The organism is Paenibacillus sp. J31TS4 (genome assembly GCF_018403265.1).
Lineage (GTDB): Bacteria > Bacillota > Bacilli > Paenibacillales > NBRC-103111 > J31TS4.
Window position 1 is genome coordinate 438,072 of record NZ_BOSI01000001.1, and the last position, 18,529, is coordinate 456,600.

13 protein-coding genes are annotated in these 18,529 nt (G+C 57.9%); 2 read left to right on the top strand and 11 right to left on the bottom strand.

Annotated elements, in window-relative coordinates; all coding sequences use genetic code 11:
* Positions 1 to 285 precede the first annotated feature (285 nt).
* Positions 286 to 1,047: an SDR family oxidoreductase gene (locus tag KJS47_RS01975; RefSeq protein WP_213522305.1), complete on the bottom strand. Its 762-nt coding sequence runs from the start codon at positions 1,045 to 1,047 to the stop codon at positions 286 to 288.
* A 175-nt stretch (positions 1,048 to 1,222) separates the two neighbouring features.
* Between KJS47_RS01975 and KJS47_RS01980 the strand changes: the two genes are divergently transcribed.
* Positions 1,223 to 1,819 (top strand): TetR/AcrR family transcriptional regulator, encoded by a 597-nt coding sequence (locus tag KJS47_RS01980; protein WP_213522307.1) that lies wholly within the window; start codon positions 1,223 to 1,225, stop codon positions 1,817 to 1,819.
* Here KJS47_RS01980 and KJS47_RS01985 read toward each other — a convergent pair.
* From KJS47_RS01985 to KJS47_RS02025, 9 genes are all read right to left on the bottom strand, one after another.
* Positions 1,806 to 5,411 carry a putative Ig domain-containing protein gene (locus tag KJS47_RS01985; RefSeq protein ID WP_374706953.1) on the bottom strand — a complete coding sequence of 1,202 codons (3,606 nt, stop codon included), beginning with the start codon at positions 5,409 to 5,411 and terminating at the stop codon, positions 1,806 to 1,808. The genes KJS47_RS01980 and KJS47_RS01985 overlap by 14 nt on opposite strands.
* 99 nt (positions 5,412 to 5,510) lie before the next feature.
* On the bottom strand, positions 5,511 to 6,755 hold the full coding sequence (locus tag KJS47_RS01990) for a Gfo/Idh/MocA family protein (protein WP_213522311.1): 1,245 nt from the start codon (positions 6,753 to 6,755) through the stop codon (positions 5,511 to 5,513).
* A 228-nt stretch (positions 6,756 to 6,983) separates the two neighbouring features.
* Positions 6,984 to 7,283, bottom strand: a complete 300-nt coding sequence (locus KJS47_RS01995) for a DUF6509 family protein (protein WP_213522313.1) — start codon at positions 7,281 to 7,283, stop codon at positions 6,984 to 6,986.
* Entirely contained in the window at positions 7,277 to 9,214 is a 1,938-nt protein-coding gene (locus tag KJS47_RS02000) for an ATP-dependent DNA helicase (protein ID WP_213522315.1), read from the bottom strand. Before KJS47_RS02000 ends, KJS47_RS01995 begins: the two co-directional genes overlap by 7 nt.
* 166 nt (positions 9,215 to 9,380) lie before the next feature.
* A complete protein-coding gene (locus tag KJS47_RS02005) occupies positions 9,381 to 10,241 on the bottom strand; it encodes a serine/threonine-protein kinase (RefSeq protein WP_213522317.1) in 861 nt (286 codons plus the stop codon).
* A 257-nt stretch (positions 10,242 to 10,498) separates the two neighbouring features.
* Positions 10,499 to 11,419, bottom strand: a complete 921-nt coding sequence (locus tag KJS47_RS02010; RefSeq protein WP_213522319.1) for a GNAT family N-acetyltransferase — start codon at positions 11,417 to 11,419, stop codon at positions 10,499 to 10,501.
* 58 nt (positions 11,420 to 11,477) lie between these two features.
* Positions 11,478 to 12,764, bottom strand: coding sequence for a neutral/alkaline non-lysosomal ceramidase N-terminal domain-containing protein (locus tag KJS47_RS02015; RefSeq protein WP_213522321.1), 1,287 nt, complete (start codon positions 12,762 to 12,764; stop codon positions 11,478 to 11,480).
* Between the two features lie 476 nt (positions 12,765 to 13,240).
* Positions 13,241 to 13,948, bottom strand: coding sequence for a hypothetical protein (locus KJS47_RS02020; protein ID WP_213522323.1), 708 nt, complete (start codon positions 13,946 to 13,948; stop codon positions 13,241 to 13,243).
* Between the two features lie 159 nt (positions 13,949 to 14,107).
* Positions 14,108 to 16,357: a heavy metal translocating P-type ATPase gene (locus KJS47_RS02025; protein WP_213522325.1), complete on the bottom strand. Its 2,250-nt coding sequence runs from the start codon at positions 16,355 to 16,357 to the stop codon at positions 14,108 to 14,110.
* Positions 16,358 to 16,568: 211 nt separating this feature from the next.
* On the opposite strand from KJS47_RS02025, the gene KJS47_RS02030 reads away from it, so the two are divergent.
* Complete coding sequence (locus KJS47_RS02030) at positions 16,569 to 16,943, top strand: ArsR/SmtB family transcription factor (RefSeq protein WP_374706955.1); 375 nt, start codon at positions 16,569 to 16,571, stop codon at positions 16,941 to 16,943.
* A 147-nt stretch (positions 16,944 to 17,090) separates the two neighbouring features.
* Here the strand turns inward: KJS47_RS02030 and KJS47_RS02035 are convergent, their stop codons facing one another.
* Positions 17,091 to 18,311, bottom strand: coding sequence for a glycosyltransferase family 39 protein (locus KJS47_RS02035; protein WP_213522327.1), 1,221 nt, complete (start codon positions 18,309 to 18,311; stop codon positions 17,091 to 17,093).
* Between the last annotated feature and the right edge of the window lie 218 nt (positions 18,312 to 18,529).

The following is an 18,529-nucleotide window of genomic DNA, read 5'->3' on the forward strand; positions in this document are numbered from 1 at the left end:
GTCAAGTAAACTATTATTATAAGGGCTGTGGAACTAGCCCCCTGCTTAACTTATGTCTCCGAACGTTCTGCGGCGTCCTTCCGGCGCCGCTTTTTGCTTGCCCATCTCCCCATTCCGGCGCAGGCGAGCGCTGAACGGGGTCCTGCTCCTGGAAGGAGCACTTCTATAGCCAGTGGCCAGCATAGGCTATTCGACCGTCAGGCAAACGAAAGCAGCCTCCGGACGAATCCGGAGGCTGCCTCTTGTAAAAGATTGCAGACCAGACGAACGAGAAGCGGCGAAACGCTAGTAAGCAGTCAATCCGCCGTCCGCCGTCACGATCGAACCGTTCATAAAGCTAGAGTCGTCCGAAGCCAGGAACAGCGCGACCGTTGCGATCTGTTCCGGCTTGGCGCTCTCCGTCCGATTCAGCTCCATTCCCGCCATCGTCGCCTGCATGCCGAACGGGTCGGGATTATTGATGGTGGTTCCGATATTGGTCTCGACGCCGCCAGGAGCGATCGCGTTGCAGCGGATGCCTTCCTTGGCATACTGGAAGGCGACATTCTTGGTCAGTCCGATAAGACCATGCTTGGATGCGGTATACGCGGCACCCGCACGCGAACCGAACAATCCTCCGATGGAGGCTGTGTTCACAATAACGCCCTTCCCCTGCTTCTGCATAATCGGCAGCGCCCGGCGGATCGCGCGCATCGGACCGGTGAGATTAATGTCCAGCACACGCTGCCACAGCTCGTCGGACACATTGCCCGCCGCGGTGAAGTTGTCCATGATGCCGGCGTTGTTCACCAGAATGTCGAGGGTGCCGAATTGCTCGATCGCTTTGTCCAGCATGCCCGCGACGTCTTCCTCCTTGGTCACATTGGCGACAACGCCGACTGCCCGGCCGCCTCCCTCCTGGATCGCTTTTGCGACGGCATCCACCGCCTCCTGCTTGAGATCCGCCACGACTACGCTGGCGCCTTCCTTTGCGAACAGCAATGCCATCTCTTTGCCCATTCCCGATGCCGCTCCCGTAATGACGGCTGTTCGTCCTTGAAGCTTCATAAGCAACATCCTCTCCTATGATTATCCTGCCGATATTGCTTGTACACGGGCAGGCAGTTAGATAAAATCATAGCAAACGGAAGAGACGGATGAAAATCAGCAGTCCGCTTAAACGACATCTTTCGCGATTCTGTCAATTTATTTTTTGTAAGCGCTTATAGAATGGAGGAACCGCATGCCCTATCCCGATATCCGGGTCGTTAGGACCCGGTCGCTTCTCAAGCAGGCTCTCCTTTCCCTCATGCTGGAGACCTGCTTCGATCGGATCACGATCAAGGACCTCGCCGGCCGTGCCGGTATCAACCGCGTGACGTTTTATACCCATTACAACGACAAGGAAGCACTGCTCCTCGAGCTGGTTGAGGAAAAGCTGAAGGAATACGAAGCGTTTTTCCAGCTGGAGCCGGCCGCCTCGGAGACGCCCCAAGCCGTCCAGATTAGGCAGATCGCGATGACCGTCCGGCATGTAAGGGAGAATGCACTATTCTACCAGGTTGTGCTGCTGACCGACGATGCCGCGGACCTTGCCGCCCGCATGCAGGAGCGATTGAGCGGGGCGCTGCACCGCGCCCTTCTCGATTCTTCGCTTGAGCCGAGCGAGCTTGATCTCAGGCTCTACTCGCATTGGACGATGGGCGGCATCCTGAGCGTGTTTCGGGATTGGCTCCGAAACGGGCTGCAAGAGGACGACCCGGCGATTGTGCGGCAGATCGCTCTTCTCACTTGGCCGGGCAGTCCGTCCGGCATCCTACGTGCTGTTAATCAGGCTTGATCCCCGGAGGCGGTCCCTCGGCTTTCTCGGCATGCCCCGGCGGTGGTCCGCACCCTTCCTTAGGCCCTTTGCAGGCATTGACCGTAATGTGATAGACCGTTGTCCGGGAGCCTCGCGGCGCCGTAACCTCAATCGTCAAGGAGCCGGTGCCGTTCTTCACGTCCATCAGAATCGGCTGCCCGGAAGTATAAGTCACCCCGCTAACCGTCAGCTTGGCATCCGGATCCTCCGTGACCGGAAGGAGCCGGATTTCCTTGACCGAGGGCCAGATGTTGATCGTGTAGGGATGGATGGATGGCTGGAACGAAGGCGCCCATTCCCCGGTATTGGAGGTTAGCGAGGCCAGGGCCGAGCTGCCGGCCCGTTCGACCGTCAACTGGAACTCCTGCGGAGTCTGCTGCCCGTCCTTGGACTTGACCGCCAAGATGAAGCTGTAAATACCTGGCGTTTCAGGCGTGCCCGAGAGGATGCCGGTGGATGCATCGACAGTAAGCCCTTTGGGCAAGGTGCCTCCGACCCAATCATAGGTGTAGGGGCCTTGGCCGCCTGCAGTGGATAACGCCGCGCGGTACGGCTCCCCTTCCAGCGCGGATGGCAGACCGGCTGGTGTAGACCAAGCCAGTCTCTCGAACACGTCCGCGGATAGAGGCTGTACACTTGTGTTCCCTGCATAATCAATGGCTGTGACGGCATACGCGCCCGGAAGAGCCGCAGCCTCACTTAGCGTGAAGGACGCACGGCCATTCGCCGCCGGACGAGTCCATTGTCCGCTGGACGTCACATCCACGCCGTCCCGCATTATCCGGAAGCTTTTCATATCGGCGTTAACCGGCCATTCCAGCCGGAGGCTGCCGTCCTCATTCCAGACAGATTGTAAAACCGCTCCATCGCCAAACTCCGGCGGAATCACATCCACCATGTACAGCTCCGTGCTATTCTTTGTTGTAAAAATGCGCCCGTAAGGATCCTGCGCAAAATAATTCCCACTCGTCAGCGTCGTATGCTCCCACGTAACCGGGTTCAAGCGGAAAATATATCCTGCCGCCTCCCCATAGAGCATGCCTTCATGGAAGTTCAGGTACCCGCCGGCCAGTACAATATCCTTCCAGGCGTAAGGATACAAGACTTTGGTCCGCACCACCTGGCGCGTCTCCGGATTGAACTGGAACAGCGTTCCGTTCGTCAGCCCCCACAGCATGCCGGACGAGTCAAAAGCAAGCGCCGTGATCGCCCGCTCGCCCGGAATGGGATTCATCTCGAATACTTTGCGTTTCGTCACTGTATCCCATATGAACAAGGTGCCGTCCTGCTCTACTGGATCCGCGGCAATCCCACCCCATACCGTCGTTCCCCCATAGAGCAAGCCGTCCTTGTACGCCAAGGCCATGGGACTTTCATTCTCTACGATCGGATAGAACACCTCGGAGGTTTTCGCAGCCGGATCGTACATCGCCAGAGCGCCACCGAGCTTCCCGGCGACCGGGACGGTGCCGATGGCGAGTTTACTGCCGGCATCAGCGAAAGCAAACGGCCGATCCTGCTGGTAGGCGGCCAGATTCAGTTCCAGTTCGACCGGATTCGTGAGCTTCAGGCTGTCCCAAGGCTGGCCGGGATCGTATTCGTAGACAAGGGCTCCCGGATACACCCCCATATACAGCTTGTTCGCGAAGACCCCCATTCCCTCGACCTGCGACATTCCTTGCAGGGACTCCATCTGGAAAGTATCGAGATTGAAGCGCGTCATGGACGAAGGAGACAAGTACCCGCCCACGTAAATGTTACCATCCGGCCCCGTCGCAACCGAGCGAAGCGTGTTGGTCGAGCCAAGCGGATCGCCGCTGTAGGCTTTTCCTTTTCCGGTTGCCGGATTGTAAGCGAGAATGCCCCCGCGGGAGGTGATCGTCACCAGCGACAGCCCCGGCATATCCGCCGTGTTCAAGGGGAGCCAACCAAAGCCCCGGCTCGCAGAACCGCCCGTGGGCAAGGAAGTCGGCACGACCGTTCGGGTAACTGTGTTATACGCGGTCAAATACCCGTTCTGCACGAAATAAATGCTGCCGTCCGGCCCCACTGGCGACACGTCCAGCCCGATTGTGTTCGGCAGCTCGCCGATCCAGGCTTGAGAGACCGTATCATAGATCAGCGTGACGTTGTTCCGCTCGCTGGTCGCATCGGTCGCCGTCATGCGGGCGAACAGGAGCTCCGATGTAAAAGTGAGGTCGTACACCTCTTTGGCATGCGCATACGCTTCCGGCAGCGGGATCGGCTTCTTGGTTCCAGTGGCCGGTTCTATCTCGAACAGCTGCGCCCGCTCCACCCCGGTTCCTGCATACACCTTACCGCTGCCGTATGCTATGCTGCGGACGTATTTCTCCTCGGGCGCCAGCTGGCCATAATCGGTAAAAGTGCCGGCAGCCGGATTATACTTGAACACCTTGCCGTTCGGGTATGTCCCCCCGTAGATATTGCCCTGTTCGTCGGCCGTCACCCGCCACAGATGCGTCTCTCCGGCAATGGGGCGGCCAACGTTCTCCATGCGGTTCGCGGCGGGCCGGTAGCGGTACAAGTACCCGTTGCGCTGCGTGCCGATGTAGACGTCGCCATTCGGGGCAACGACCGTCCCCCAGGAATAGCCGGCTTGATCCAGCGGGAAGGAGGCCACTCTTTCCCCGGTATCCGCCCGAACTACGGAGAAGACCGCTGGCGCCCCGTTCGCGGTCGTATAAATATACGGTTCGCCCTGCGGACCCAAGCCGTACCCGGCATGAGGAATCGTGACCGAGTTGATTGCAGTACCGATGCGCACGACCTGGGGATCGTTCGTTCCCGGAACCTCGGCTTGGTCCGCCCACAGCAGAACATCGTCGAAATAAGCGTCCGTAATGGTGGTAGATGCCGAGTACAGCAGCACGGACACATATTCCGTTCCTGAAGGCGCTTTCAATGATGTGGATAACGTCTTCCAATCATTCAGCCCTGACTCCGACACCGATTTGTACCCGATACGGGTCTTATTGGCATCATGAAATTGCAAGTACAAGCTGGCCGCGCCCTTCAGCACATAGACCGACACCGACGCTTCGTACTGCGTATTCGGCACGGCCGGAAGGAAATCGCTTTGTACGCCGTAGTTCCCGCTGTCGTTGTCATGAATAACAAGAGATTGTTCCCCCGTGCTGCTTCGTTCGTTGGTCACCATGATTTTGCCCTTCCCGTAGGTCTGGGTCCACCCAGAAATCGGTTTTCCCGGGGCCGATGATTCGAAGCCTGGATTCTCGACCGGCAATGCGGTCGGGACCGCCTTTGCCTGGGAGGGATGTACCAGTGCCCCTACGATACCCAAGAGCATTGCTCCCAAGGCCAACCACGTCCATCTTTTGCTCACGACTCCACCTCTTTCCGTTTTGTACAACGGATGCGGATTCTCGCTGCAAGGTCTTTCTTCACTTCTCATGCAACTGACGCTTGTCACCTCCTGCCTCCATCTTACGCACAAACAAGCCCTTCTCTCAAGAAGGACCTGTGTCGGCAGATTGTCTTTAAATGGAAGCAGTGGATCATGCCGTCTCGTCTCGGCGTTAGACTTCACCATCTGCGAGAACTGGTCATAGTCGCGTATTTCACGACATCTCTCCCGGAAACCACTTCCTTCCTCATATGCAGGAAGGAAGCGGTTTCGTGAACCTCCGTATCAGAACAGGGAAGGATCGACCGTTTCCAGTGAGTATTTGCCTGCCGGCGCCTGCTCGCGATGCGTCCACTTCCCGTTCGTGAAGTCGGGGAACGCCACCGGCTGGCTGCCCTGGGCGATCGACTGCTCGGACAGCGCGGTCACCGCCATCCAGACGGCAGTGTCATAGACGTCGATCGGCGGAGTCGTCTGCGCCGCCACGCTCTCTACGAAGGCGCGGAGCACGAGATAATCCATGCCGCCGTGTCCGCCGCGCACGCCGAGCCGGATATATTCCTCCCAGAGCGGATGCTCGTGCTTGGTGAGGTAGCCGTCGAACGATTCCCATTGATGCTCCGGGCTTTGGCCCATCAGGTGGATGGACTTGTTGTCCTCCAGCCAGATGCCTTTGGTCCCCTGTACGCGCCCGTTTCTCGAATAAGGCCTCGGGAGAGTCGTATCATGGACGAGGAGGACGGTTTCGCCTTTGGACGTCTTGAGCATCGTCGTCACGATATCGCCCTGGGCAAACTCCTTGTCCGCCAGCGGGTGGCTCGCATCCAGGTTGGCGGCAATCCATTCCTTCAGTCCCCGCGCTTTGGAGGACATCGAGGTGAGTGCGACGAACCGGTTGCCCCGGTTGATGTTCAAATATTTGGCGATCGGCCCGATGCCGTGAGTCGGATAGATCTCACCGTCCCGATGCAGATAATGGTGTACCCGGTAGTGGCGTTTGTCGAGCCCCATCGCCACCTCCTCGCGCAGATCGTGCTCGTAGCCGCCCTGGCAGTGGATGAGCTCTCCGAACAGACCTTGCCGGATCATATGTAAAAGGGCCATTTCCTCGCGGCCGTAACAGCAGTTCTCAAGCATCATGCACGGCATGCCGGTCTCCTCCGACGTCCGCACCAGCTCCCAGCATTCTTCGACAGAGGCAGCACCGCCCGCTTCGACGGCGGTATAGATGCCGGCCTTCATAGACGCCAGCGCGATCTCCGAGTGGCTGCTCCACGAGGAGGCGATCACGACGCCGTCCAGCTGCTCGCGCGCCAGCAGCTCCTTATAATCCGCATAAACCGCAGGCTTGCGCCCCACTGACGCCTCCACTTGATCGGAGCCCAGCTGACGCCGATCTTCATACAGATCGCAGACCGCCGCGATCTGAACGTCCTCCATCTCGAGCAAATTGCCCAGCAGGCTGCGGCCTCTTCCGCCAAGACCAATGACCGCGAGCCGAACTTGTTGTTGCTGTTCCGCTTTGTTCATCCGGTTCCCTCCTAGAGATTGGTTCGTACTCCCCCATCCTAAAACAACCAGGAGCAAACGTAAAGCCTGGCCATTCCGCGTCCCGGTCTCACATGAGAGGGTAGCAAGCCCAAAAAAACAGCCTTTCGTCATGGACGAAAGGCTGCTGCCGGGAACAGTCGGGGCGAACCCTTTTGCGGATGATCATGTAGGCGGCCGGTCTCGGCAGCTGCGACCTTGCCGGACGGATCAGGATTGTTCAGCATCCGCCAGATGCTCCCGGCAGAACGTTTCGATCTCGGCCAGCTCTTCGTCCTCGAGGTCGAAGGCAAGGTAGCGCTCCGTGCTTTGTTCCAGCAGCTCGTACTTGACGATCCGGGAGCGGTCTTCCTCCACTGCGTAAACAACGCGGGCGAGCAGCCCGTTCTCCGTATAGAGCTCGTCGTCCTCCGGCACGTCGAGCTCTATACGGAATTCGTAGCGGCTTCCGGTCAGAATGCCGAACGGATCGCGGATCCGTTCGACTGTAAAAGCGGTAATGGTCAGCATACAGGTTCCTCCTCGATCGGGACGGGCAGCAGGGCGAGTACGCGCTCGCGGACCCGGCTGTCCGCCAATTGTTCTCCTAAGATAACGGCCGTTCCCCGGTCCTCGCGCGACCGGATGAGCCGGCCGATGCCCTGCCGCAGCCTCAGCAGCATATACGGCAGGTCGACGTCCCGGAACGGATCCTGCGCGTCGCGGCGCATGGCAGCGAACACCGGATCGTTCGGCGGGAACGGCAGCGACCAGACGATGACGTTCGATAGCGACGGCCCCGGGATATCCAATCCTTCCCACAGCGTGACGGCGCAGAGGCAGCTCGTCTCGTCGTTCTGGAAGGCGGCGATCAGATGGCTGATCTCGGCGTCTCCCTCAAACAGGAACCGGTATGCCGCAGCTTCCGGGCGTGCGGATACCATTCCCCGGAACGACTCGAGCTCCCCGGGAGACGGAAAGAGCAGCAGCGCTCTCCCTCCCGACTGGCGCAGGGAAGCAAGCGCCTGCTCGAGCTTGGCGTCCGGTTCTTTTTCGGGGAACAGGCGGATCGTCATCTGCTCCTCGTAAGCATAAGGCGACGGTACGGAGAAGGACAGATACCGGTCCACTCCCAAAGCCTGCGCGAGATAAGCGAACGAAAGGTCCACCGAAAGCGTGGCGGAGGAGAAGACGATCGGCATCGGTTTAGCAAACACCTGCTCCCGCAGCACTTCCTTGACGAGTCTCGGCATGATGACGAGCGTCAGGCCGTCCGGCTCCTCCGTCACCCACGCGATCACTCGTCCCGGCTGCTCGAACAGACGAAGCGCGCGGCCGATCATCTCCAGATGCTCTTCCACAATGCGAAGCTGATAGCCTTCCAGCGAGAATAACCCGCTCTCGTAGACCAGCTCTTCCTCCAGCTTGTCCAGAATGGCACGGAACCGAGCAAGCTCCCCGAGCAGTTCCTCCGTCAATGCGAATTCCCGCCGCTCCGATCCCTCCACGCTGCGGCTGATCCGCTTCAGCAGGTGGAAGACTGTTTCGCTTTGGCTGATCGCCCCTTCAATCGTATAAGCCAGCGATTCTCGGATTTCGCCCTGCAGAAGACGGGTGACGATCGACTCGAAGAGCGTGTGCTTCCACTTGTACGTCAACGCATTCTGCGCCGCCGTCTCCAGCAGATGGCCTTCGTCGAAGACGACCGAGCTATGCTCGGGCAGATAAGGAAGCTGGCCCTCCCGTTTCCTCGCCTCATAGGTCCATACATGTTCCATATAAAAGTCGTGGGAGCAGATAATGAGATCCGCCGCCCGGCGGTAATGCTCCCGGGACAGCGTCTGTCCGCACCGGTGACGCTGCGGGCAGACGAGGCAGTCCTGGAACGGATCCCAGCCGATTCGCTCCCACTGTCGGTCCGTCAGCTCGGGATAGTCTTTGCGATTGCCGTACGGATAGAACGACTGAAGCGTCTCAGGCTGCCGCACGAATGGGGGGAGTCCCTCCTCGACGAGCCGGTATAACCCGCCTCCCTCCTCGCCCCCGGCCGCCTGCTCCAGCTTGTTCAGGCACAAATATTGATCCGGCGATTTGCCGAGCCGGGCGTCGATCGTCAGATCCAGGTGGCGGGCGAGTTTGGCTATATCGCCTTCCGGCTTGACCAGCTGCTCAATGAGCGACTCGTCCGCACAGGCGATAATTGCCGGCTTGCGGGTATACCGGGCGTACGCGACGGCGTACAGCAGATAGACGAGCGTTTTGCCGGTGCCGACGCCGGCTTCCGCGAAGATGGTCGTCTTCTCGGCGTAGGCCCGTTCGAGCTGAAAGGCCATGTAGATTTGCTCATCCCGGATTTCAAAGCCCGCCTCAGGCAGAATGTCATAGAAGACGTCGGCAATCCAGTCGCTGGCCTGCTGAAGAAAAGGCCGGGAAGGGTCGAACGCAAACGGGTAAGTAGACAAACGAGTAAAGCCTCCATCCTATGAAATGCGAACTAAAATTTGCTTGTTAATCAGGATTCCCCAAAAAACGGAAGCGAGCCATTCGGCTCGCGCACATGGGTAAATGGAAAATGATTAGTGCTGCGTCTTCTCGGCGTCAAAGGCGTTCCCCTGGCGTGGAAACCCTTCAGCTCGAGGCATCGTCCCAGGCTTCACGGAAGGAGCGGACCGACGGATATCGGTCTTCCCGAGCGGGCTGCACTCCTCGGCTGGAGACGGCGTACAATGCCTCCCCCGCCTCCCAACGCTCGGGCGAACGGTCTCTCCCGCCTCCGAGCAGCCAGAACGCCATCGCCGCCAGATTGTAGACGTTGGTCACCCCGTCGATCGGGGCACCCAGCTCGAATTCTTCAGGGGACATGAAGCGCGAGGACCCCCACATCCGGCCCATTGGATTACGAAAGGGCGATCGCCGGTAAAGATCGATATCGCAGACCGTCAGCTTGTGCGCGCCGAAGTCGTACAGCAGGCTGCCGTCATAAAAATCGACCGCAGTATATCCTCTATCCTCCACCGACTCGTGAAAGGCGAGAATCTGCTCCATCGCTTTGCGCCTCCGTCCGATCGGAAGCTGCCGGAATCGAAGATAGGGGGAGGCTGGCTCCGTCCCCAACGGATAGGTGGCCTGATGATGTAGAGTCTCCCCGTCCTCCCACTCGAAGAGGAGGGCGTATCCCTCGCCAGCCTCACCGTGGGCTAGAAGCCGGACAAGAGCGGGATGGGCGAGCCGTTCGTAGACGGCGGCAGCCTCCCGGAGTCTGGCAACCGCTTCTTCCGGAGTGCCTTCGTACCGAATGGGCCGCGCGCCTGCATATTTGACGAATTGCTTGCGCCCGCCGCTCTCTATCCCGAAGGATAGATTGCCGGAATCCTGCTGGTCAAAGACGCGGAAAACGGTCCCCTTCTCCCGAAGCCAGTCGAGAGGATGGGATTCGCGCAAAGCAAAGGAAACGTGGTCCAACGTCTGGGTAACAGGTTGGTAGCTCATTCTGCCTCCTGCCTTAGGGAACTAGGATTTACATGTTCCAAACTTAGGTATGCAGAATTATAACGTATCGGTCTAGAAATGTCTCTATCTTCAATAGCATAACGCCTAGAACGACCCTTATTCCGGGTATGTATGGACAGCTCCGAGCTTTTTTATCATATCCCGCCTTTCTATAAAAAAGAAGATCGGTTTGAACAACATTGCTAGAATGTCAGGAAACTCCTCCTTCGCAAACAATCTACCGGCAATCTAAGGAATCAAGAAACGCGTTCCCTGATCATTAAAAACTGGGTATATACCGTTTCAAAGCCAGCGGCCTCCAGCCATTCGAACGCCGTCGGGTCGGCAGTGGACAAATTTTCGGTCTGCCTAATCCAATCACAATCCGGCGGGCCGAACACCGTCTCCAATACAGCGGCTATCAAGTGCTTCCGGTCTTCACGCCTCGGGTCCGCTTCGCATTGAAACAACGTGATCGAAGCAGGTTTTCCGCTGTCGTCGTATTTTTTTCGAGCTAATGCGTAGGCGGCGATGCAATCTTCCCGGTCGTATAGGACATATCCATCATCGCCGGCCATATTGTGCCATTGGCACGTCCATGCAGCCTCCTGGCGGTAAAAGGGCAGCTTTGCGATCCGCCATGGCTCCGCCGGTACGATTCGATAGCCGCGAGCCTCTCTTTCGCCTGGTCCGGAATAGGTTTGCGGCGATAACGCCCCCTCCCGTTTCATCCCAATAATCCGGTCCGCAATCCGAAACCCGGCGCTTTCGTATACGGCGACAGCGTTTCTGTTTTTTTGAACGACCTCGAGCAGGGAGGTACATGCCCCCTCCTCCTCCATCACCCTGACCGCTTCACGCATCAAACGTTTGGCGATCCCCCGGCTCCGAAACACGGGACTTACCCCGGTGCCGCCGTTCCAAGCTATCTTTACGCCGTCAATCGACTTGAATGCGATAAGAACGAACCCTGCAGGTACTCCGTCCTCTACCGCTACGACGGACAGATCGGGCCGTATCGAATCTCTTGCCAGTTTGCCGATATAACGTTCGATCGTCATCGTCATGTCCGAGTAGTATCCCGAGAAGCCCGCATTCCATAGGTCCACCGCCTGCCGGAATGTGAAATGCTCCAATCGGACAATCTTTATGGAATCTTGCGCTGTGAACGATTCCATCCTCCATTCCCCTCCCACAGTCTGTTCTTTCCTCCGGTTGTATACGGCAACTTCTTCCTTACCGACCGTTTAACATCTGGAGCGCTTGGCGGACCATAAGCTCGCCTGCATCTTCCGCAAGCTTACTGTTGTTGGTAATGGTAGGCTCGTAGCCTCCCTGTACGAAAGCTTCGCGTGTACAAACATAACCGTTCCCCCCATTGCACAGGGAGTTGAAGAAAACGGTTCTGTAAGGGGCCTTCGCCTTGAGCTCCAAGCCGAATCCAACAAACATCTCCGCAGGGAAGCCGACCACCGCCGCGTTTCCAAGCTTGATAGCCTGCACTTCCACTTCTCTATGCGTTTCCCCGCTTTCCTGGATCTTGATCAATTGTTTGGCAAAGGCTTTTTCCATAACGCCGATGGATTCATCCAGCAAATCCTTTTGAGCTTTCTCCACTTGTTTCTCGGCGGGTTTCCGGCATTCGATCCGCAGCAGAGCCGAGTCTACCTCAATCGCCAAATCATCCGAGGGAACTGCTTTTTCTCTGGCCCGCAGCGCTTCGAAAGCCAAAATTCTCCCCATCCTTTTATAATGACCGGACTCCTCATGCGTCCGGTCTCGGACATCGATGTGATTGATATTCCCGCAAGCGCCGAGCATAAACAGACTGATGACATGGCTGCCCAGCACCTTCTTGACCGTTTTGCTGAGCTCGCCGGGGTAATCTGCGCTGTATTCCGTTCCGCTCACGCAATCGGTATGACAAGCGAAATTCGTCACGATGCCGATCGGTTCACCGTCAAGTCCGTCGATTCTCATGACCGAAACTTCCGGATCGATCGGTCCGGCCGGCTTCTCAATCGCAGGGTTCCCGGTGCCCGGATTCGTCTTGACGCTCCCGTCCTTCATGAAAAATCTCCGATTAAAGGATATGCCCTCCTCGGTTCCCGTTCCGAATCCGATTCTCGCTTTTTTGCGGTTCTTATAAGCCAACACGGCAGCATCGGCCGCCTTCTCCACGAGAGAAGACATATACTCTTGGTTGATGCTGCTGTTGAAGCCGGGTCTGACCGGCGGGCCGGTATGGGTGTGAGTGGCGGAGACCATGATGGAGGTTTGCGGGATGCCGGTGAAAGCATGGACTCTTTCGCGTATTTTCACCACCTCGCTATTGGCAAGGCCGAGACAATCAATCACAATAAAGACAACGATGTCGTTGCTTTCGATCACGAGGGCTTTCGCGAACAAATCGTCCTTAACCCCTGAAGACTTTCGATCTTCAAAATAACCCGGGATCGAGTTGCCAAGAGGAGGCGTAATCGTTACTTCGCTCATTCCACATTTCAGCATCGTTTCATTCACCGATCCTTTCGGAGGCGATGGCCATGCTCACCGCCAACAGTTTTTTTCGAGGCAGAAAAGATTCCACCATGTATTCCTCTACGCTATGATACTTGCCTCCGGCCGGCACCATTCCGCAAATCGTGGGAATCCCCCTAGCTGACGGAAATCTGGATTTTTACCTGTCAGCGCTTCCATATACAGCCTCCCTAAAGGATGAGAGGGAGTAGAAGCGCTATCCACTCCTACATGATCAAAAATAATGTCACATTCGCCTCTCTTATCCCTCCATTCCTCAAGTCCATGTGCGGGACCACAGGAACGCCTGAACAATCCACCATCCATTTGCTCGCATAATACCCGCTTCGGTCTCTCGCTGCCAAGTAGCTTTCCGCCATCACCTGCTGATAAGCGGCATTACATTCTTTGCCATTTAGTTCCCCTATCCTGCCTTGCAAAAAAAAAGAAAGCCAAAGGCTCCCTTTTTAATGACTTTTCTATTCTCCATATTCGGCTTTCTCTACCTTGCCCGCGTTGTTGATCTTGAAGCGAACCTCCTTGTCGAACTTGCGTTCGACGAGCTTGCCCTCCAGTTGAATCCGGTCTCCCTCGGCCAGCTCCGCCTTCTTCAGCGTGGCGCTGTAGCTGGACCAAGCGGTCAGCTGGAGGTCGGGCTCCGCCTCCCAGCTAAGGTCTCGGAAGATGATGACCTCCTGTTCGCCTTCGGTGAATGGGTCGTACTTCTTGTCGAACCGGTCGACCACCGCGTTCAGCTTGATCTTGCCTTCGGGAAGCGCGACCGGCTTCGGCGCCGCCTTGGCCGGAGCCGTCTTCTTGACCGGAGCCTGGGATTCCGCCGTTTCCGGCTGCGCCGCCGGTACTGGAGCCGGGGCCGAATCGGGCTCGTCCGTACGGCCTTCCTCCTCGGACGTGCCGCTTGTCGTCGGATAGACGAATTTGGACGCCTGCATCTCCTTCAGAAACGCCGGATGGATGGCATGGTAACGGCCGCTCGCCAGCTCGATAACGACGAAAACCGAATCGAGGTAGCCGATCAGTCGAGCCGTTTCTTCCCCTTCCGGCCCCTTATACGCGAATTCCTTCTTCAGCGTCTTGGCCTTGTCCGAGAGGAGTCCCCAGCCCACCGTCCGGTTCCGGTAATCTTCCTCGTCCACAAATGGAATATAGCTTGCCGGTGCTACCATCCGTTACGCCCCTTTTGGTTATCCGTTTTTTCTTATTGTAGCACAGAGCCGGGCCGAACAGGAAAAACAGACTCCCGAAGGAGCCTGCCTGGTTAATACGCCGCATCCGTAAAACGGCAGGCACCTCAGGCCCGGCCGTTCCGGATACCGATTGTCCGGTTACTTAAGCTTCAATACTCGCATGGCGTTCAGTACGGCGATCAGGGTGACGCCGACGTCGGAGAAGACGGCTTCCCACATCGTCGCGATTCCGAAGGCACCGAGGAGCAGGAAGATCGCTTTGACGCCGAGGGCGAAGCCGATGTTCTGCCAGACGATGGACCGCGTCCGCCGCGCGATCCGAATGGCGGACGCGAGCTTGGACGGCTCGTCGGTCATGATGACGATGTCCGCCGCCTCGATGGCGGCGTCCGATCCAAGGCCGCCCATCGCTGCCCCGATATCGGCACGGGCCAGAACCGGCGTATCGTTGATGCCGTCACCGACGAATAGAATCTTGGCATTCGCCGGCATCGTGCCGACAAGACGCTCGATCTGCTCCACCTTGTGCTGGGGCAGCAGCTCTGCATGGACCTCGTCGACGCCAAGCTGACTTCCGACCGCTTCCCCGACGGTCCGCGCGTCGCCGGTCAGCATTACCGTCCGGCGGATACCCAGCTCCTTGAGGCGGCGGATCGCTTCGGCGGCGTCCGGCTTCACTTCGTCCGAGATGACGAGATAGCCCGAATATCGCCCGTCGACTGCCAGGTGCACGACCGTGCCGACTTCCTCCGGCTTCCGGTATGTCACGCCTTCTTTCTCCATTAGCCGGGCGTTGCCGGCGAGAACCAAGCGGCCGTCTACCCGAACCCGGATGCCGTGGCCTGCGATCTCATCGTAGTCGTTCGCCCGTGCGGGATCCAGCTCGCGGCCATAGGCTGCGCGAATCGAATCGGCGATCGGGTGTGTGGAGTGCATCTCCGCATAAGCGGCTATGGCGAGCAGGTCGTCCCTGCTCCAATCGTCAGCCGGACGGATGCCGGTTACCTCGAAGCTTCCTTTGGTTAGCGTACCCGTTTTGTCGAACACAACCGTCTGAACCTGGTTGAGCGCTTCAAGGTAATTGCTTCCCTTCACGAGGATGCCGTTACGGGACGCGGCCCCGATGCCGCCGAAAAAGCCGAGCGGAATCGAAACAACCAAGGCGCACGGACAAGAGATGACAAGAAAGATAAGAGCGCGGTATATCCAGTCGGAGAACGACGCCCCGCTCAGCAGGAGCGACGGGAGAACCGCCAGCGCCGCGGCGACCAGGACGACGACCGGCGTATAATAGCGGGCGAACTTGGTAATGAACGCTTCCGTGGGCGCTTTCTTGCTGCTAGCATTCTGCACAAGATCGAGAATCTTGGATACGGTCGACTCGCCGAACGGCTTGGTCACTTTTACGGTCAGCACGCCGTTCTTGTTCACGAAGCCGCTCAGCACCTCGCTGCCGGCCGCTGCTTCGCGCGGGACGGACTCGCCGGTCAGAGCCGACGTATCGAGCATCGATTCCCCCTCAAGCACCTTTCCGTCGAGCGGCACCTTTTCGCCGGGTTTAATGAGGATAAGATCGCCGACCCGAACCTCCTCCGGATTGACGCGCCTTGTACCGGAATCCGTATTCAGATTCGCATAATCCGGACGGATGTTCATGAGCGAGGCGATCGACTTGCGGGACCGGTTGACGGCGATGCCCTGGAACAACTCGCCGACCTGGTAGAACATCATGACCGCCACACCCTCGGGATACTGCCCGACGGCAAAGGCGCCGATCGTCGCCACCGTCATGAGGAAGTATTCGTCGAACACCCGGCCGCGGACGATGTTCCTAAGCGCCTGCCAGACGATATCTCCTCCGGCGATCAGGTAGGCGACCAGGAAAACCGCCAGCTCAGGCCAGCCCTCGAGAGGGGCAAGCAGACCGGTGGCCGTCAAAGCCGCTCCGGCGACGAGCCTCACAATCATTCGCTTCGTCTGCCCTGCGCCGTGATCGTGGGAGTGGCCCTCATGGCCGTCCTCCTCTTCTACCGCTCCGTCGTGGGAGTGGGTATGGCCGTGGTCATGGTCATGTTCGTGGACGTCCCTGTGTGCATGTCCCGCGGAAGAGCCTCCTGCATGCCGGGCATGGCTGCCGCTGGCAGCCGTCCGCTCCCGCACCTTTATCTGAGGCTCCAGCGACTTAACCTTCCGGAAAGCCTGCTGGACAACCTCCTCTTCCGCTTCGCTGTCGGTGACCAGCGTCAGAGTCTTGGTGACAAAATTAACCGAGCAGGAAGCTACCCCATCAAGCTTCCCGACACCGTTCTCGATCTTTTGCGCGCAGTTCGCACAATCCAGACCGTCCAGAATCAGCTCCCGTTTCACTTGCTCCTTCGCTCGTTCCATCTCCTCGCCTCCATCCGAACCATCCATTTCACTAACATATGAGCAATCATTCATATGTTCATGCTTTTATTATATTCTTGAGCGGTCGGCGCTGTCAATGAAACCGGGCTTGCTTTTAGTTTTGTTCACATAGATAGTAATCATTCCACTTTATCGCAACAATTGGGTATAATGAAGGTAATGTTGGACGGATCGAGGGGAGAGGGACGTTATGGCACAGAGGCAGCCCATGATGACGGAAGATTGCGAGACGACGTGCTTCGGCACCGAGCAGGATTTGGCCTGCGTGAAGGAGGAAATGATTGACGACCAGGCGGCGGCCAGCATGGCCGACTGGTTCAAGGCGTTCAGCGATCCAACGCGGATTCGCATCGTCAGCGCCCTCCTGCAGCGGGAGCTGTGTGTCCATGACCTGACCGTCCTGCTCGACATGGGACAATCCGCGGTCTCCCACCAGCTGAGATCGCTGCGCAACATGAGGATCGTCAAGCGCCGCAAGCAGGGCAAGACGGTTTTCTATTCGCTGGACGACGCGCATATCGAACAGATTTTTCTGCAGACGCTTCAGCATATTGGCCACGAATAGGCCGCCAGCCAAGGATATGTATCCGGATATGCGAGACGCCAATAGAAAGACCCGGCCATTGGCCGGGTCTTTCTATATGAAAAAGGAACACGCTCGCTCCTCCGCGGCCCGATCCAGGAAGGCGAAAGCGAATTTGCCCACTCAGCGTTAGGCTCGTCCAGCCGTTCTTCGTTTGAAGGACCCCCCTGCGTACCGAATGGCCTTAATAAGAATATAGGCGGTTATCAGCATAAGCATCGGGAAGGTACCAAGCGTATAGCGGGTTTCCGGCACGAACAGAAGATGCAGGCCGAGAAACAGCACTAGCTGGACGGCGAGGAAGCGGACCCCCGTATTCCACAGCGAAGCGACCGCGGCGAAGAACATGCCTGTGTAGACCAAAAAGTAGTGAAGCTTGCCGAGCAGAGCTTTGTACCAGACCGGTACCGATTCGGTATAGGGCCACATATAGATGTTGTCCAGATACATCGTGCTCATTTTGCCGATCGTGTACCAGCGGATCCACAGCCACGGATCCTCCCGCAGCCCTTCCTTAATCCGCTCGACGCCGGCACCGAACTGATCCCCGTTCTGTACCTTAGTCCAGTCGATGCTGCCCTGGTTGTAAGGAATCGTGCCGAAAAGGAACGGATTGCCGGCACCTCCCCTGGAAACGAGGATAAGCTCGTGGAACGTCAGCCAGTTGCGCACCCACCACGGCAGCATAGCGAGAGCGAAGCAGCCAACTCCGATGGCGATCTCGCGGAAGAACGGCTTCCGGTGCCGGAACCAGAGGAACACATAGGGAGTGGCCGCCAGAATGATGGCGTTCGGCCGCGTCAAAACAAGCAGCCCAAGCAGCAAGCCGGCGATGATATGGTCCCGCGTCCGGTTCTCTTGCATGATCCTGACCTGGTAATAAAGAAGCGCCGAGAGAAGCGCCAGGAATAGGATTTCGGTCAGAATGAGCGAGGCGGCCATGACGAACGGTCCGTAGACGGCCGCGAACAAAGCGGCCAGCAGACCGGCGGGCCGGTTGAACAGCCGTTCGCCGGTCCGGTACAGGTACCAAAGGATGACCAGGCTCAGGAACGCTTGCAGGATACGCACATTCATATGCGCCTGCGCGATGTCCCCGTAGCCGAACAGCTTGAAGACAAGGGCCAGAAAAAGCGGAAAACCGGGCGTTACAAGCGTGTTCGGTTCTTCTTCCAAATACCCGTAAACACCGTGATCCAACAGCCGAACGGCCATCTCGGTGTAATTTTTCTGATCGTGCTCGGGCAGCTCGAACGGCTCTGTCAGGACATAACCAAGTCGCAGGGCGAGGCCCAGCAGCAGAATGAGCAGAATCCAATAGCGGGATGTGCGCGATAGAAATGAAGTCATCGTTGCCAGATCTCCTTTGCCTGATAAGTATCGATTGCTGCCGGAAAATAGGTCTAAGGAAAGCGGAGGGCTGCCTGCTCCGTATGCATGCGGAGGGCCGCGGTCCCATGGGACGAAAGAGCCAATGCAGTTCTTGCCGGCGGAAACAGTGGGACCTATCCTTCAAAGCGCTCGAATCCGAGGCGCGCGTTTCGGCGCTGACCAGCACTAGGTCGAAC

Excerpts from the sequence above, each read along its gene's own strand:
- KJS47_RS01975 (WP_213522305.1), bottom strand. The coding sequence starts at position 1,047 with ATGAAGCTTCAAGGACGAACAGCCGTCATTACGGGAGCGGCATCGGGA.
- KJS47_RS01980 (WP_213522307.1), top strand. The coding sequence starts at position 1,223 with ATGCCCTATCCCGATATCCGGGTCGTTAGGACCCGGTCGCTTCTCAAG.
- KJS47_RS01985 (WP_374706953.1), bottom strand. The coding sequence starts at position 5,411 with ATGGTGAAGTCTAACGCCGAGACGAGACGGCATGATCCACTGCTTCCA.
- KJS47_RS01990 (WP_213522311.1), bottom strand. The coding sequence starts at position 6,755 with ATGAACAAAGCGGAACAGCAACAACAAGTTCGGCTCGCGGTCATTGGT.
- KJS47_RS01995 (WP_213522313.1), bottom strand. The coding sequence starts at position 7,283 with ATGCTGACCATTACCGCTTTTACAGTCGAACGGATCCGCGATCCGTTC.
- KJS47_RS02005 (WP_213522317.1), bottom strand. The coding sequence starts at position 10,241 with ATGAGCTACCAACCTGTTACCCAGACGTTGGACCACGTTTCCTTTGCT.
- KJS47_RS02010 (WP_213522319.1), bottom strand. The coding sequence starts at position 11,419 with ATGGAATCGTTCACAGCGCAAGATTCCATAAAGATTGTCCGATTGGAG.
- KJS47_RS02020 (WP_213522323.1), bottom strand. The coding sequence starts at position 13,948 with ATGGTAGCACCGGCAAGCTATATTCCATTTGTGGACGAGGAAGATTAC.
- KJS47_RS02025 (WP_213522325.1), bottom strand. The coding sequence starts at position 16,357 with ATGGAACGAGCGAAGGAGCAAGTGAAACGGGAGCTGATTCTGGACGGT.
- KJS47_RS02030 (WP_374706955.1), top strand. The coding sequence starts at position 16,569 with ATGGCACAGAGGCAGCCCATGATGACGGAAGATTGCGAGACGACGTGC.
- KJS47_RS02035 (WP_213522327.1), bottom strand. The coding sequence starts at position 18,311 with ATGACTTCATTTCTATCGCGCACATCCCGCTATTGGATTCTGCTCATT.